The sequence below is a fragment of the Cellvibrio mixtus subsp. mixtus J3-8 genome (genome assembly GCF_000766945.1).
GTDB classification, from domain to species: Bacteria; Pseudomonadota; Gammaproteobacteria; order Pseudomonadales; family Cellvibrionaceae; genus Cellvibrio; species Cellvibrio mixtus_A.
The window spans coordinates 170261-187188 of record NZ_KN266208.1 but is presented as its reverse complement, the minus strand read 5'-3'; the positions used below and the strand labels follow the sequence as shown (position 1 = coordinate 187188).

Below are 16928 nucleotides of genomic sequence, written 5' to 3'. Positions count from 1 at the left end.
AATTGTTGTTAAACACTAATATTTTACCGGAGTAAAAAATGAAAAAATCTATTTATAAAGGTTTTACGTTGATCGAATTGATGATCGTTGTGGCGATCATTGGTATTTTGGCTGCTGTGGCACTGCCAGCTTATCAGGACTACACTGCTCGCTCTAAAATTTCGGAAGTTAACCTTCAAATAGGTGCATGCAAAAACGTAGTATCTGAGTTTATGCAGTCGAATCAAAAGTTTCCTGCTAATGCCGGTGAAGCTGGATGTGATGCCACCATTGCAACTAAATATATGACCGCAGGTATAACGGTTACTGGTGCTGGTATTGTTACTTCTGGTGTAATTCGTGGTACTGGTACTGGTGCTGACGGTAAAACCTTGAGTTTACAGCCTACATCTGACACTGATAGAAAAACCGCAATTAAAATCACCGCCGGAGTTATGGATCCAATTCAAGGTTGGTCTTGTGGTACTACAGCTACTGCTGAAAACTTAAGATTTTTCCCAGCAAGCTGCCGTCAAGCATTGTTGGGCGGCCTGTAATTCCGTATAGATTATACGCTCGGTAAGAACGCCCGCTCAGCGGGCGTTTTTTATTGTGCTGATATGATAGATTTGTAGATTGATATAAGTGGTTTGTTAGTCATGATATATGTTGTATTGGCTTTGGTAGCGGAAGGAGTAATTGTTTGAATAGTTTATTTTTGTCTCGTTGGTTCCCAAGTCAAACCTATTTATTGATGATTATTTTTGTATTTTCTGGCTTTTCCGGCCTCATCTATCAGTCTATCTGGTCGCATTATCTTGGGTTGTTTCTCGGACATGCTGCATATGCACAAGCATTAGTATTGGCAATATTTATGGGAGGGATGGCTCTTGGATCTGCATTAATAGTGCGATCAGGAGAACGATGGAAAAATTTAATTCGTATATATGCTTTGATCGAGTTAATTATTGGTCTGTGTGCGTTGGTTTTTCATGAGGTGTTTTTATGGATGCTCGATATAAGCTATCAGCATCTAATACCGGTACTTGGTGGTATGTCTGTGGTGTACGGTTACAAATGGGGGCTGGCTGCATTATTGATTCTTCCGCAAAGTATATTGTTAGGTATGACTTTTCCTCTTATGAGCTCTGGGTTAATCAGGCATGACCCAGAAAAAAAAGGTAGGTTGCTTGGTGGGCTTTATTTCACTAATAGTATTGGCGCGGCAATTGGCGTTTTATGTTGTACCTTTTTAATTATGCCTAACGTTGGCTTACATGGCGCACTTTGGGTTGCCGGGATAATGAACTTGTGCGTTGCACTTGCTGCGTTTATCGTGGGTGGGCGCACAATGAACTTGCTAGAAGAAAATAAAAACAAAATTTCTCTTTCAACTATTTCACCTGAAAAACGCCGACTATTGCTATTGGTTTTAGGAGGAGCACTCCTTTCTGGTGCAGCTTCATTTGTTTATGAAATTGTTTGGATTCGCATGCTTAGCCTTGCAGTTGGGAGCACGTTGCATGCTTTTGAATTGATGCTAGCCACTTTTATTGCTGGTATCGCTTTTGGGGGGCTGTGGATTCGTCGTCGGGCAGACAGTAATGCAAATCCTCTTAGGTTATTGGGTTGGATGCAGATATTTATGGGAGGATTGGTGGCTCTTTCCTTGCTAATTTATGTTTCCAGTTTTGACTGGTCTAGTTTTTTAATTAAGTTGTTGAATAAGACTGAGGCTGGATACTCTTTATATAATATAGGTACAGCAGTTGTTGCTGTGGCGATCATGTTTCCTGCCGCTTTTTTTGCGGGTACTACCTTGCCATTATTTACCATCATTTTGTTGCGTAATGGCATCGGTGAGTCTGCAATTGGCCGTGTTTATGCATGGAATACTCTCGGTGCGATTTTCGGTGTGTTTGCGGCGATTCATTTATTGATTCCATTGATGGGGCTTAAACTGACAGCTTTAGTGGCTGCATTAATTGATATTACGATAGGTATGGCCTTTATACGGATGTCAATTGTTGATGACAAAGAGTTTGCTCGTTACGGTATTTTGGGGTTGGGGGTTCTCTGTTTGTTATCAATTGTTTCATTAAAAGCATCATTTGACCCTGCAGTGTTAAGTTCCGGGGTGTATAGGCATGGAATTGCCCATCATAATAATGATCGAAAAATGCTTTTTTATCGCGATGGTAAAACATCTAGTGTTTCGGTATTTGTCAGTAAGAATTCTGTTGCTATAGCCACAAACGGGAAGCCTGATGCGTCAATAGGGTTGACAGGTTATCCACCTACAGAGGATGAATATACAATGACTCTACTTGGTGCTCTGCCTTTTGCTTATGCTAACAAACCTGAGCGTGTAGGTATAATAGGGTTTGGATCAGGTATGACAACTCATGTAGTTTTAGGTAATGAGAAAGTTAAGAAGGTTGATACGGTTGAGATTGAGAAAGTTATGGTACAAGGAGCAAGGTTCTTCGAAAAGGCCGTTTGGCGAGCCTACAATGATCCTCGCTCTAATATTATTTTTGATGATGCCAAAAGTTATTTTTCCGGCCAGCAAAAATACGATGTCGTTATATCTGAGCCGTCTAATCCTTGGATTAGTGGAATAGGTAATTTATTTTCTACAGAGTTCTATTCGCTTGTACCAAGTTATCTGAATGACGACGGTGTTTTCGTTCAATGGTTACAATTATATGAAATCAATGATCAGCTCGTATCTGCCGTGCTCAAAGCGTTAACGGTAAACTTTGCTGATTACAATGCTTATTTATCCAACAATGTTGATTTAATTATTGTGGCGAGCCCCAAGAAAATGCTTAATGAAGAGAAGCTGGAACGCTTGCTGGAGGGAGATATGGGAAAAGATTTTTCTCGTTTAGGTATTGCTAACGCGCAACAGCTGCACTTATTTAAAGTTGCTGATGCAGATGTGCTACGAGCATATGCGAATATGTATGACGGGCAGGCGAATAGTGATTATTTCCCATTGTTAACTATGAAGGCGCCTATAACTAGATTTACAGGTGCTCAAGCAAGTTTAATGATGAACCTGGCAAAAACAGATTTCCCTGTTCTTGAGTCTATGGGAGTTAAAACAATTTATGGACATGAAACTGTATTGAGTTTTACTAACACAATGCCTGAGCAATTCAAGAAAATTAATCAAGCTTATGATGTCCGGTCTAGTTTTGTTCAACCTGATAGCCTCAATACAATAAGTAGTGGGACCATTTTAGGTCGACAGATGCAAAGAATGTTAACGTCCTGTTCTGAAAAAGAATTTGATAAGTTAAGCGAGGCTATTTGGATTGATAGCCTGATGCAATTATCTAGACTGACAATTCCTTATTTGAATGCGAAGCAACAAAAAGATGTATTAATTGGCTCATCTTGGTCTGAATGTGAGGCTCTTTCTTCTGATGCTAAAAAGCTACTTCATCTTATATCTTCTGCCGCAGCTAAGGATTTTTCGCAGTTAAAAATAGCATCCGTAAATTGGCTAAAAACAACTGATCAAAGGCCAGAGTTTTATAAAGAGGTTAATAAGTTTGTTTATGTGTACTTACAACTGGCATACATAGCCACAGGAGATTACAAGGAAGCGAAAGCAGTTGATGAAGAGTTTGGAGCCTTAATTGGAAGTATGGGGGAGTATGACCAAATTAGAGCATTTATATTGTCTTGGTTGGATGTAAAAGCCAGACGTTCAAATCTTTAGAGCTTCTCATTTGCAGTGGTTAAGGTGGATAATGAGTTTTAGGCTGCGTTGCTTTTTATTACATCTGTTGATTTCTTTAGGGCTTGCATTTGTATCCGTTTCAATTGTATTCGGTTTTTGGTATCCGCCGCCAATTCATAAGGCTGTCGGTGCCACGGCAATATTCCTGTTATTACTTGCTGTTGATGTTGTTTTAGGGCCTTTGCTTACTTTTATATTAGCTGTACAGGGAAAAAAATATCTTAGTTTTGATTTTTCGGTCGTAGCATTGTTACAAATTTCGGCATTTTTGTATGGTCTTTACGTTGTGGCAGAAGGGCGCGCTGTTTGGTTAGTTTTTAATGTTGATAGGTTTGATTTGGTACAGGCTTATCAGGTGAATGAAAAATACCGACAAGATGCCATACCGAAATATCAGTCGTTAAGTTGGACTGGTCCGAAATTGGTATCTGCGCAGCAACCTAAGGAGCCCGATGCACATAGTAGGCTCGTGTTTGAATCTGTAAAAAATGGAATTGATTTGCCTCAGAGACCAGATTTATATACGGCATATGAAGATGAAAAAGCTAATATCGTAAGTTCTGCGCTTGAGTTAACAGAATTAAATCGTTTTAACTCTAAAGAAAGAGTTATCGAAATATTAAAGAAATGGCCTGAAGCAGATGCTTACTTACCTATGATGTCCCGAACTAATCCTATGGTTGTTTTGATAAACAGGCATACGATAAAAGTGATTGCAACAGTCGAGTTATCTCCTTGGTAATTCGTCTTTAAATCACATGATTCTCATCGACAAATCCACCGCCCGACAATGCTTGGTCAGCCCCCCAATCGAAATAAAATCCACCCCCGTTTCCGCAGTGGGAACCAGGGTGGTTTCATTGATATTCCCTGATGCCTCCAGCTTCGCGCGTTTTGCGGTAATGGCGACGGCTTTTTTCATGTCTTCAATAGAGAAATTATCGAGCATAATAATATCTGCCTTTGCGGATAACGCTTGCTCCAATTCTTCAAAATTCTCAACTTCCACCTCTACCGGTTTTCCCGGTGCAATTTGATGAGCGCGGGTTACTGCATTGGTTATGCCACCGCTTGCGGCGATATGGTTTTCTTTAATCAGAAATGCATCATAAAGGCCGATACGGTGATTGTGGCATCCGCCGCAAGCAACTGCATATTTTTGGGCGGTGCGCAGGCCGGGAATCGTTTTGCGCGTGTCCAGCAGTTTCACTGGGGTGTGGGCGACTTTTTGGGCATAGTGGTTGCTGATAGTTGCCGTTCCGGAAAGCGTTTGCACAAAATTAAGTGCGGCGCGTTCACCTGTTAGTAAGCTTCGGGCATTACCTTTTAATGTGAATAACAGGCTATTTGCAACTGCTTTCTGCCCATCCTCTATGTGCCATTGAATCTCGACTTGTGAGTCAAGTTGTCTGAATATTTCTTCTACCCAGGCTTTACCGCAAAAAATACAATCTTCACGAGTGATAATCCGTGCTTCTGCTTGCTCATCGGCGGCAATTAATTGGGCGGTAATATCGCCCGAACCAATATCTTCCTGGAGCGCTATTTCGACACTTTTGGTTATGTCATCAGTCAAGGTTGGCAAGTTTTTGGAATATAAAAAATTCATAGAAAGTGTCGGATAATTAAACAGGTTGATCGATAAAAAAGGCTAATTTGGCGCAAAAATAAACCTTTAATTACTAAATATACTTAAAAATAGCAAAACAGGCCTAGTGGTTATAACTGTTTGTGATATGGCTCTCGATCCTATCATTTGTCTATTTGGTGTGTCTTGCCCTTGGTTATACTTCACTTACGCAAGTTTTTACTAATGGTAAATCCACCATGTCAGAGCATCTGAAAGCTGACCCCAAAAAGGTCGTTCAATTAAATGTCGAGCGGAATTCTACCGCGAATTCGCAAATTGCACTCGCACGTTTGCCGGCAGCTATGCACACCCTGCGCGATAAAGCCCGGCAACAATTGCAATTATTTTTGCGCGAGCTGTTCGACAAAGTGGATGATGCTATGTTTGAGTTGGCTGATAAGGCCAATAACAACCACGACCAGAATATCTTTTTTGATTCTATGCGCGAAGTACGCATTCGCCGTCGTGCTATGGAAACTTCGTTCTTCCGCAGTATTGATATCAGTTTTGCGCGCTTGTTAGATCCTCATGCCTATCGCGATGAAAAACAGGTGGATGAACACTCTGTTTCGCTTGATGATCTCTCCCTGGTAAAAAATGATGAACTGGAAGAGATGGTCGCTATCGACGCGATGGTCAATAAGGCCAATGAACAGTTCAGTGAACCTATCCAGCATTTAACGTTGCGTATCGACCATTTAGTACCGATCAAGGTCTATCAAAAAAATAACCCATTAGGTGTGGATGTTATTTGTGGTGCGTTTACCGATGCAACCAAAACACTCAATGTCGATGTAAAAGCCAAGTTGGTATTGTTTAAGCTGTTTGACAATATCGTTATGTCGAAGCTCGGCAAATTTTTTGAAGTGCTCAACCTGACGCTTATTGATGCCAATATTTTGCCATCATTAAAACAGGCGTCGCGTGTTCCAAAAAAACCAACGTCCAATGTGGCGGACAGTTTTGGTAAGGGGCTGAGTGCTGAAGTTGACATGGGCTTGCAATCCGCGCCGATTACTGGCGGGTTGACGCCAAATTACGATGATCAAACCAATCAGGTTTTGAGTCAGTTGCGCAACCTGTTAGGCACCAGCCGTAACGCGCCGCGTACACAATCACCAGGTGAGGAGATCACTACTCAGGATCTGATAAAAATTCTGTCCCTGGCGCAACAGCAAAATATGTTCAGTGCAGCGATGACGCACAGTGCCCCCGTGAATTTGCGCAGTATGCTGAATGAGTTATTGCGTCAGGAAACTCTTGCCGCTGCCGCTATCAATCAAGTTGATGATGATGTTATTAATCTCGTCAGCATGATGTTTGAGTTTATTCTGGATGATCGTAATCTTGCTGCGCCAATGAAAGCCCTGATTGGGCGTTTGCAAATTCCGATGGTGAAAGTTGCTATTGCTGACAAAACTTTCTTCAGCAAAGGCGGCCATCCGGCCCGTCGTTTATTAAATGAAATGGCGATGGCTTGTTTGGGTTGGCAAGAATCCAGCGAAGACAGTCAGCGCAAGGACGGTCTCTATAGCAAGATGGAAGAAACTGTTCGCGCTGTGTTAACCGAATTCGATACTGATATGAGCGTATTCGAGCGTTTGCTTGTAGATTTCCGTTCCTATCTGGATAAAGAAAAGCGCCGCGCCCAAATTCTGGAGCAGCGCACCATTGATGCGGAAGATGGCAAAGCCAAGTCCGAACGCGCGCGCGCGCAAGTTGATGCTGAGTTGAATCGTATCTGCACCGGTAAGGATTTACCGTTAGCCGTCACCAAATTATTGCGTGAGGCTTGGGCGAACGTGATGTTCATTACCAGTCTAAAGCAGGGTGTGGAAAGTGATGAATGGCGCATTTGCTCTGCTACTGCCCAGCAGTTGGTATGGAGCGTAACAGCAACTATGGATAAGGATAATCGCCAGCGCCTATTAAAACTGGTACCCGAATTATTGCAAAAATTGCGTACTGGATTGGAAAGCATTTCGTTCAGTCCATTTGAAACAACAAATTTATTTAAACAATTGGAAGTGGTGCATCTCGCGCGTTTGCGTGGTGAGCCAAAGCCGGTCGCCGAAGACGTTGAACCTGTTGCCTCTGCTGCGGAATTAGCTATTAAAGCGCAAGAGCTGGCGGCAAAAAATGCCAGTGTGAAAGCCGCTATGATCGAAGCGCAGCAAAAAGCACAATTGGCTGCTAATGCACAAATGGCTGGTAATAGTCAGGTAGCTGCGAACGCAGAAGCTACACAAACCAAGCGTGCAAATGAAGCGGTTGTGAACGAGCCTTCAACGGCAATCGCGCAAGAAGTTGTTGTTGAAATACCTCAAGAAATTATTCCCGACGTTAGCGAAGTTGCTCCTGTTGCCGCAGAGCAACCTGTTATTGAACAGCCTGAAAATGCTGGATCTCCAGTGGTTGCGACTGAAACTGTTGCCAATACGGTGGAAGAGGTTGCGACACAACAGCAATCGCTTGTTGAAGAAGCCGGTGTTGTTATTGATGAATCCGTGACTCAAAGTATCCAGGTCGATCCGCAACATTTGGCACTGGTAAATAATATTACCCAAGGCACATGGTTTGAAATGCAAGGTGAGGCGGGTGAGAAGTATCGTTGCCGTTTGGCGGCAATTATTCGCTCGGTCGGAAAATATATTTTTGTTAATCGTGCCGGTATGAAAGTGGCGGAAGAAAGCCGTGAGAGTCTGGCTATTGCACTGCAAACCAAACGTTTGACGATCCTGGATGACGGTATGTTATTTGATCGCGCACTGGAAGCAGTAATTGGTAACTTGCGTGAAAAACGTATGATGAATTGATTTTGTTGTATGTTCTCCCTGGATGTTAACCCGGCTTGCGCCGGGTTTTTTATTTTTAATTTACACTTCTTCCAGTACTACCAGTGTTTGTCCTGCCTGAACCCGTGCACCATCATTTTTTAATAGATGCGTTACTTTGCCTGCACAAGGGGCGTTAATGTTGATTTCCATTTTCATGGATTCAAGAATTAATAAAATATCACCGGCGCTAACTTCCTGTCCGATTTTTACCTGGGTTTGCCACACGCTGCCGGAAACCGAACTGTCTACGCAAATAGCGCTATCAGGGAATTGAGTCTCGGTCTCGCTTTCAATAATTTCTTCCTGCTCATAATTAAATTGGCCATTTGCATGCCAGCGTGCCAGTTCTTCCTCAAATGCTTTTTCACGCTGCGTAGTAAATTTATCGATGCCGGATTTATTTGCAGCAATAAAATTTTCATACTCGCCCAAACTGAAATGGCTTTCTTCAATTTTTATGTCGTATCTGCCTAAAGGGAAGTCGCGGCGGATTTTTTGTAGTTCTTCAGCGCTGACTTCATAAAAGCGAATCTGGTCGAAGAAGTTTAACAGCCAGGGGTGTTTAAACGCTTTGGTCTGGCGATAACGATTCCACATTTGCAACGTGCGGCCTACGAACTGATAACCTCCAGGTCCTTCCATGCCATACACACATAAATAAGAGCCACCAATGCCCACCGAGTTTTCAGCGGTCCAGGTGCGCGCAGGATTATATTTTGTAGTTACCAAACGATGGCGCGGATCAACCGGTGTTGCTACCGGCGCACCTAAATAAACATCACCAAGGCCCATGACTAAATAAGATGCAGAAAATAAAATCTCTTTAACATCGGCAATAGAATTCAGGCCGTTAATCCGGCGAATAAATTCCAGGTTGCTCGGGCACCAGGGCGCGTTAGAGCGCACAGACTGCATATATTTCTGGATGGCGAGCTGGCAGGCTTCATCATCCCAACTTAGAGGAATATGCACTATACGAGAAGGGACACTCAGTTGTGCTAGTTGCTGTGTTAAGGTTTTTTCTGCAAGTTCCAGATGCCCGAGTAATTGGGTGAGTGATACTTGCTGGCTATCATAATGAATTTGCAGCGAGCGAATTCCAGGTGTTAATTCGCGTAATCCGGCAATACTATTTTTTTGCAGCCATTGCATTAATGCATGGGCGCGAAAGCGCAATTTAATGTCCAACTCAAGTGCGCCGTACTCCACCAATAAAAAATGGTCGCCTGCAACCCGGTAAACAATATCTTCACCAAATTCCTGTGCGAATAACTTTTTAACAATGGGTGATGAAATATTCGCTTCGGAATAGGAGTGCGTAACAACATGCAGTTTCTGCAACGATTGGTGTTGTGATTTTTCAATCGCAACAGCATCATCAATGCTAACGGGAATAAAACGGATTTTATCGCCGGCACGTACTTGTCCGAGCTTCCATAAATCAGCGCTGATTACTGTGGCTGGGCAAACAAAACCACCGAGTGAAGGGCCATCCGGGCCGAGAATCACCGGCATATCGCCAGTAAAATCCACTGTGCCGAATGCGTAAGCATTATCGTGGATATTGGATGGATGCATACCGGCTTCACCGCCGGAGGTGCGCGCCCATTCCGGTTTGGGGCCGATCAGGCGCACACCGGTGCGGCTGGAGTTGTAATGTACTTCCCAGTCTGTTGCAAAGAAAACAGCGATATCTTTTTCGGTGAAAAAATCCGGTGAGCCATGCGGGCCATAGATAACGCGCAGTTGCCAGGTGTTGGTAATTACAGGGATTAATGCTTGTGGTGCAAATGCTGCGTCAATTTCGCGATTGCAATTTTGTGCGAGTGCAAGTACATCCCCGGCGCGTAATGCGCGACCATTATGGCCGCCGAATTGACCGAGGGTAAAAGTGGATTTTGCGCCAAGATAATCCGGGCATTGAATTCCACCCGCTACACACAAGTAAGCGCGTGCACCAACAGTGATGCGCCCCAATACCAATTGCTGGCCCGCATTGATAGTTATAATTTCATTGGAGCGAATTAAATTCCCATCAAGTTTTGCATCAATGCTTGCGCCGGTAATAATAATTTTTGTCGTGCAGCCAAATTTCAATGTGGGGCCTTGTAATGTAATTTCCAAACCTGCTGCTGTGTCATCATTGCCTAGCATGCGATTGCCAAGGCGAAATGAATAACTATCGAAAGGGCCGGACGTTGGAACTCCAACATGCCAATAACCCTGGCGACCTGGAAAATCCTGGATGGTTGTTTGGGTTCCACCTTGGATAACATCAATACGATTGGGTTTAAATACAAAACTGTTTAAATAGCGCGTAGTCATGGTGCCTTGCAAGAGTTTTTCATCCTGCAACAGCGCGCGTAAATAACCCAGGTTGGTTTCTATTCCATAAAGCTGTGTGTTTCCTAACGCATTTTTTAAATTGAATAATGCTGCATTGCGATCAGCGCCTTTCACAATAATCTTGGCGAGCATGGGGTCAAAAAATGCCGGCACTTCAATTCCACTTTCGATCCAATGATCAATACGAAGATTTTCAGTCAATGTTGGAAACTCTACTTTGCTGAGCAAACCAGCACTGGGCTGAAAATTTAATGCGGGGTCTTCTGCATAAACACGTACTTGAATGGCGTGACCTTTAGGTGAGAGTTGGTTGCGCAGGTTGCGAATATCCCCTAATTCGCCAGCGGCTTGTTTGAGCATCCATTCAACCAGGTCTACGCCATAAACCTCTTCTGTTACACCGTGTTCAACTTGCAGGCGAGTATTAACTTCCAGGAAATAAAATGTGTTATCCAATGAATCATAAATAAATTCTACTGTTCCGGCGTTGCGATAATTTACAGAAGCAAGTAGTTGCTCTGCGACTTTTTGCATAGCAATGCGTTGATGCTCTGGCAAATTGGGAGCAGGGCATTCTTCCACCACCTTTTGATTGCGCCTCTGGCTGGAGCAGTCGCGTTCCCCAATGGCAACCGCCGTGCCTTTGCCATCACCAAAAACTTGTACTTCGATGTGGCGAGCAGCAGCGATAAATTTTTCCAAAAATACGCCGTCATCTGCAAAATTATTTTTTCCGAGGCGTTTGACGGAATCAAATGCAGACAATAAATCCTGCTCGCTATTGCACAACTGCATGCCGATGCCACCACCGCCGGCAGTGCTTTTCAACATAACGGGATAACCGATTCGCGCCGCCGCTTGCTGTGCATCATCAATGTTTTTTAACAAATCCGTGCCTGGACATAAAGGTACATCCGCTGCCTGGGCGAGCTCGCGCGCTTTGTGTTTTAAACCAAAGGTCAGCATTTGATCCGCGGTAGGTCCAATAAAAATTATTCCTGCGGCTTCACACTCAGCAACAAAACTGGCGTTCTCACTTAAAAATCCATAGCCGGGATGAATAGCGTGTGCCCCGGTTTGTTGTGCAATAGTAATTATTTTTTTGCGGTCCAGATAGGTTTGTGCCGCTGCACCTTCGCCTAATGAAAAGGCTTCATCGGCAAGCCTTACATGCAGAGAATCCACATCGGATTCTGCGTAGACAGCGACGGATTTGATATTGAGTTTTTTGAGCGTGCGAATAATTCGAGTGGCGATGGCACCACGGTTTGCGATCAGGACTTTGGTAAACATGTTGTGCTCCGGCGGGTCGTCCCGCTGGTGTTAAATACGACAATGGTCGTCCACTGAAGAATTATCATGTTGCGGTTCGCAAGCTCAGCCTACGCGGCCCGCAGCAACCTACGTTATTTCAAAGAATATAATTTAATTCCACACAATCACTTCAATCGGTGTCGGGTTGTAACCATTGCATGGATTATTTAACTGGGGGCAATTCGAAATCAGCATCACAATATCCATTTTGGCTTTGAGCTCAACGTATTTTCCCGGCGCAGAAATCCCGTCCTCAAAAGTAAGCCCACCTTGTGCGGTAACGGGAACATTCATAAAAAAATTGATGTTATGAGTGATGTCGCGTTTGCGAATATTGAATTCAGGGTGTTCAGCAATGGCAAGCATCCAGCTATCGCGACATGCATGCATGCAACGTTTTTCCAGGCTGTAACGCACAGTGTTGCTTTCCGTTGCACAAGCGCCGCCGAGCGTGTCGTGGCGGCCGCAAGTATCGGCAACAATTTCCAGCAGCTCGTTGCTGGCATTGGATATTAATTTGGTGCCTGCGCTTAAATATAAATTGCCTTGCGTACGGATCGTGTCCATAGCGCTGTAACGTTCGCTGGGATCTTTGGCGTTATAAAATAAAACGTCTGCAGCCTGGTTGCCTTCCAGATCGACGATACGAAAGGTTTGGCCCTGTTTTATTTCGCCAAGGAAATAATCGCCTGCTTTTACGTTGTGGCGAGCGGTGGCGGTTTCCGGATGCAAGTTGCTTTGAACGAGTGACATTATCAGTACCTCAATCTTTGATCATATGCATTTTCGAGTGATTCATGAAAATGCTGGAGTTCATATCAAGTGTGTGAAAACTGGTTTTTTGTTGCTAGATAATAGAGTTCATTGTTTTTAAAGCCGCGTTGGTTTTCCTCGCGGAAGTTTTTGCAATAATCGTCATCACTAACAGGATCGGCTTCACCCAATTCAATTTGCACGGATTTAAATGGATACTGTTCAGAAATATTTAATGGGTGTGGGCAGGCGTGCAGCACTACCAATGTGTCCATTTCAAAACGAAGGGTTACGCTATTGCCCGCGCTCTGATTTTTATAATCGAGTTTTATATTGCCGGCATCATCGGCGATGACTTTGCTAAACCAATTAATGTTGGAGGCCATGTCGGCGCGACCCAGCCCGTATTTGGCCAGTTCTACCAAAAATGCGTCGTAACCGTTTTGTAGCCATTGATTGCGATCTTTTTGGTAGTCGCGTTTTCCCCAGTGTTCTTCAACTGTTTTTGTTGTGCTATTCCCGCAGACAGTATCGTGCCAGTTGCCTTCGCCGTTGACGGAGTGATCCTCAACGATAGATGCAAAAATGCGCCCCATGTCGGAATACAAACAATTACCGCGTTGTAATTTGAATGTGTGTTGGCATTTCAGTGTATCGGGGGCGTTGTAACGTTCCAGCAAATTACGCGGGTTATAAAACAGCATGCCGATATTGGCTCCCCCTTCCAGGTCTGTCATTTTTAATAAACTGCCGCGTCGTAATTCCAGCGACCAATGGCCGTTGCCAGGAATGGTTGTGGTGTAAAAAATCTTGCTCATGACTGGATTGTTCCTGAATATTTAGGATCTCGACAATTAAAGATCCTGAGTTTCTTTCGTGAGTGCCCGCAATCCGCTGGATAGCTCGGCGGGCAATTCCTGTTTGCGGCGAGTAACCGGCAAGTCATAGGTAATACTTGCGCCGTAAGCGTTAGGGGCTTGGTTGTCGCGACGTAGTTTGTCGAATACCCACAGCCGGGTGCCTAAATAAAATCCCTCGCTTAAATCATGCGTAACCATAAACACCGTTAGCTGGTGCTCGCGCCAGAGTTGCAAAATAAGTTGATGCATGTCTGCGCGAATGCCCGGGTCGAGCGCACCGAAAGGTTCATCCAATAATAAAATTCTCGGTTGGCGAATCAATGCTTGCGCGATCGCAAGGCGCTGTTTCATGCCGCCGGATAATTCATGCGGATAGCGATTTAATGCATGGGTTAAACCCACAGATTCAAGCAGCGCTTTTGCTTCTTCCATTACCTTGCGTTTGGCGCTGCCAAATAATTTTCCTAACAGCGGTGAATGTTCAAATTCGCGCGCAATGATGACGTTTTGTAATACGGTTAAATGCGGAAAAACAGAATATTGCTGGAACACTATGCCGCGCGATTGATCCGGCTCATCGGGAATGGGTTTTCCTTCGAGTAATAATTCACCGGAGCTGGGTGATTCCATACCGAGCAACATTTTCAGGAACGTGCTTTTTCCACAGCCGGACGTACCAACCATGGTAATAAATTCACCGGCATTGACGCTGACATTCATGCGTTCCAGTACGACGTTATCGCCGTATTTTTTCCACAGGTTTTTGGCCTTGATCAAGGGCATGGCTTTAGCTCTTTTTTCTTCGAGAATTTTTTTATCGAATGGCAAAATGGTCATGATTTTTTCCCCACCTATTTATGTGGCTTATTTATTGTTGGGATAGTGCCAGGGAAAGCATATGCGACTGGTTTTGGCCAGTAGCCAATCGACTAGAAACGCGAGCAATGTAATCCAGGCGACGTAAGGCAATATCACATCCATCGACATGTAACGGCGCACAAGGAAAATGCGGTAACCCAAACCATCTGTTGATGCAATGGCTTCAGCGGCAATTAAAAACAACCAGCCGGCACCGAGAGACAAACGCACGGCATTAATTAACCTTGGCAGTAATTGCGGAATTAATACGCGCAGCAAAATTTGCCAGGTAGATGCGCCGAGCGTTTGCGCTTTTACTAATTGTTCATGTGGGATTTCTTGCGCACAGCGTTGGATATCGCGCGCGATAAACGGCGCAACACCGATAACAATTAATGCTACTTTGGATAGTTCGCCTAAACCAAACATAATAAATAACACTGGTAGCAAAGCCATTGGTGGTACTAACGAAATGATTGTCAGCAACGGTGCAATGGGTGAATTAATCACAGGGATTGCGCCGGTTAACAAGCCGATGGTGAAACCAATAATGGCGGCAATAAAAATACCCAAAGCCAATCGATACAAACTGCTGAGGGTATCTTGCCAAAATAAATATTCGCCGCTGCGTTTGCTTGCTTCAAATGCGAGGGAATGAATTGCATCGCCCATTTGCGCGAAACTGGGTAGCAATTTATCCGTGGCATTTTGGGCGAGGCGCGCATCGGAAGCGACTAAATAAATAAACACAATGATTAAAAATGGCAGCAACCCCAATAACAGCCGGGTAGGTTTGGATGGCGTTAAATTAATTAATCGTTTCATGAGTCTCGGTAGCTTTGTGGTAGGTAGGCTTCGCTAACGGAAGCCCTATTGTTGTTATGTGAATTACAGTTTTTTATCAGCGGCGAGTTGCATATAAGTAGTATCAAAACGCAGCTTCACGTTTTTCTTATCGCCGTAAACGCCTTTGGGGCCTTCAACACCAATAAATTTTGCATCGGGTGCACCTTCACCCAACAAGCCGTGATCAAAGGAAAACTCAGCCACTTTTTGCATGGTTTTTAACAGCTCGCCACTGTTAACCAATTCAAGAGCCGAGGCGGGGGTATAAAACATTTTGGTGCTGGCGAGTTGTGAATCGAAACCGGCGAGGTCTGTGCCTGATGCAGTTGCCATTGCTGTTTTTGCGGCGATGGCGGTTTTGTCATTCGCGCTCATTACGCCCATGATTTCATACCAGGCGCCGACTAATGCTTTACCAAGCGCGGGATTTTTTTTCAGGGTTGCGGTATTCACCACCATCAAATCCATAATTTCGCCCGGGATTTTTGAGGAATCGAATACTTTGCTGCTGTTGGGTTGGGTGAGGATTTCGCTCAGCAATGGATTCCAGGTGGTCACCGCTGTGACATCTTTGGTTCCGTACACTGCAACCATATCGGCGTCGGAAGTATTAACTACTTTTACATCGGCTTCTTTCAATCCAACGGTTTCCAGGCCGCGTGCTAATAAATAATGGGAAACGCTTAGTTCAACCAGATTAACGTTTTGGCCTTTGATGTCTTTGAGGGATTTGTTTGCACCTTTCAACACAATGCCGTCATTACCGTTGGAGAAATCCCCCACGATAAGCGCAGTTGAATCAACGCCACCGGCAGCAGGAATGGTTAGTGCGTCCATGTTAGTCATGACGCAACCATCGAATTGACCAGCGGTGTATTGATTAATGGATTCGATGTAATCGTTGATTTGTACAACGTCGATTTCGATACCGTACTTCTTTGCCCATTTGTCGATAATTTTTTGCTCGGCGCCGTAGCCCCAGGGCATCCAGCCAACATAAATGGACCAGCAAACTTTGAATGGCCCGGCAGCGGAGGCAGTTGCTGCAGAAAATAATAATGTAAGTGTGAGTAATGTTTTGGTGAGGCGGGCGTGGTGCAACATGAACAACCTCCAACGGGTGACATCGGCGTTTTTTAATAGGGAGCACTCTGGCGGTTAGGCCAATCATCTCCCGGGCTTTTATCCCGCCGTGTAACCTCACTGCTGAATCCTTTTCGAAGGTATCAGGAGAGGTCGAAAGCTCTCGGACCAGTCATCGCACGTATATTTAAGGTGCAATCGGAACCCTAGCTCTCTATTAACAAATTGTGTGGAACAGTTTGTCGAATAGCTAAAACCACCCAGAGTGCGGATCAGTTATTACGGAGATTGCTATCGCAATATGGGTGCCAATTCGGTAATTCGCTGATTTTTAAAGGGATTCAGATTGGGCGCGACTTTTTGTTTTAAATTTTATGCACTCTCATAGGGCTTTGCGGTGGTGCGTGTGGCTCTGTTTTGGTGCGAGTGTTTTGCGGCTCTATGTGACAGCTGCAATTGTTCAGGTATGTAATTTTTATCGACACATCAGGCAGTTACAGCGATATCGTGCTATTTTTAATCAAGTGTGCCGGTTGCGTTTGTGTGTGGAACTATTTTCCCAAGCTGATAAGATTGGCGCTCAGGACAACCTAATTAGACTTACTCACTCTGTCTCCAGGTTTCGAAGGCTCTATTTCCGGATGTGGCAATTGATTGGCTATCTGGTT

The 16928-nt window shown here is 44.3% G+C and carries 11 protein-coding genes and 1 riboswitch; of the genes, 4 read left to right on the top strand and 7 right to left on the bottom strand.

Translation table 11 applies throughout. The annotated features are described in order from the left end of the window. Positions 1 to 38: 38 nt before the first annotated feature. From A596_RS11390 to tfpZ, 3 genes are all read left to right on the top strand, one after another. A complete protein-coding gene (locus A596_RS11390; protein ID WP_039914823.1) occupies positions 39 to 536 on the top strand; it encodes a pilin in 498 nt (165 codons plus the stop codon). A 146-nt stretch (positions 537 to 682) separates the two neighbouring features. Then, the gene (locus A596_RS11385) at positions 683 to 3712 is read left to right on the top strand and encodes a fused MFS/spermidine synthase (protein ID WP_235425704.1); all 3030 of its coding nucleotides are present in this window, start codon (positions 683 to 685) and stop codon (positions 3710 to 3712) included. 31 nt (positions 3713 to 3743) lie between these two features. Then, the gene (gene tfpZ / locus A596_RS11380; RefSeq protein ID WP_039914822.1) at positions 3744 to 4475 is read left to right on the top strand and encodes a TfpX/TfpZ family type IV pilin accessory protein; all 732 of its coding nucleotides are present in this window, start codon (positions 3744 to 3746) and stop codon (positions 4473 to 4475) included. A gap of 12 nt (positions 4476 to 4487) precedes the next feature. Here the strand turns inward: tfpZ and nadC are convergent, their stop codons facing one another. Continuing rightward, a complete protein-coding gene (gene nadC, locus A596_RS11375) occupies positions 4488 to 5342 on the bottom strand; it encodes a carboxylating nicotinate-nucleotide diphosphorylase (protein WP_052417443.1) in 855 nt (284 codons plus the stop codon). A 218-nt stretch (positions 5343 to 5560) separates the two neighbouring features. Here nadC and A596_RS11370 point away from each other — a divergent pair, with 218 nt between their 5' ends. Further along, positions 5561 to 8179: a DUF1631 domain-containing protein gene (locus tag A596_RS11370; protein WP_039914821.1), complete on the top strand. Its 2619-nt coding sequence runs from the start codon at positions 5561 to 5563 to the stop codon at positions 8177 to 8179. Between the two features lie 60 nt (positions 8180 to 8239). On the opposite strand, the gene uca is transcribed toward A596_RS11370, so the two are convergent. The 6 genes from uca to A596_RS11340 all read right to left on the bottom strand — a co-directional run bounded on the left by uca (position 8240) and on the right by A596_RS11340 (position 16281). After that, on the bottom strand, positions 8240 to 11839 hold the full coding sequence (uca, locus tag A596_RS11365; RefSeq protein ID WP_039914820.1) for an urea carboxylase: 3600 nt from the start codon (positions 11837 to 11839) through the stop codon (positions 8240 to 8242). Positions 11840 to 11971: 132 nt separating this feature from the next. Further along, complete coding sequence (locus tag A596_RS11360) at positions 11972 to 12613, bottom strand: urea amidolyase associated protein UAAP2 (protein ID WP_039914819.1); 642 nt, start codon at positions 12611 to 12613, stop codon at positions 11972 to 11974. 65 nt (positions 12614 to 12678) lie between these two features. After that, positions 12679 to 13431: an urea amidolyase associated protein UAAP1 gene (locus A596_RS11355; RefSeq protein WP_039914818.1), complete on the bottom strand. Its 753-nt coding sequence runs from the start codon at positions 13429 to 13431 to the stop codon at positions 12679 to 12681. A gap of 36 nt (positions 13432 to 13467) precedes the next feature. Next, on the bottom strand, positions 13468 to 14256 hold the full coding sequence (locus A596_RS11350) for an ABC transporter ATP-binding protein (protein ID WP_039915529.1): 789 nt from the start codon (positions 14254 to 14256) through the stop codon (positions 13468 to 13470). A gap of 81 nt (positions 14257 to 14337) precedes the next feature. After that, positions 14338 to 15156 (bottom strand): ABC transporter permease, encoded by an 819-nt coding sequence (locus tag A596_RS11345; protein ID WP_039914817.1) that lies wholly within the window; start codon positions 15154 to 15156, stop codon positions 14338 to 14340. A 63-nt stretch (positions 15157 to 15219) separates the two neighbouring features. Then, positions 15220 to 16281 carry a putative urea ABC transporter substrate-binding protein gene (locus tag A596_RS11340; protein ID WP_039914816.1) on the bottom strand — a complete coding sequence of 354 codons (1062 nt, stop codon included), beginning with the start codon at positions 16279 to 16281 and terminating at the stop codon, positions 15220 to 15222. A gap of 65 nt (positions 16282 to 16346) precedes the next feature. Continuing rightward, a riboswitch (guanidine-I (ykkC/yxkD leader) is annotated at positions 16347 to 16481 on the bottom strand. Positions 16482 to 16928 lie beyond the last annotated feature (447 nt).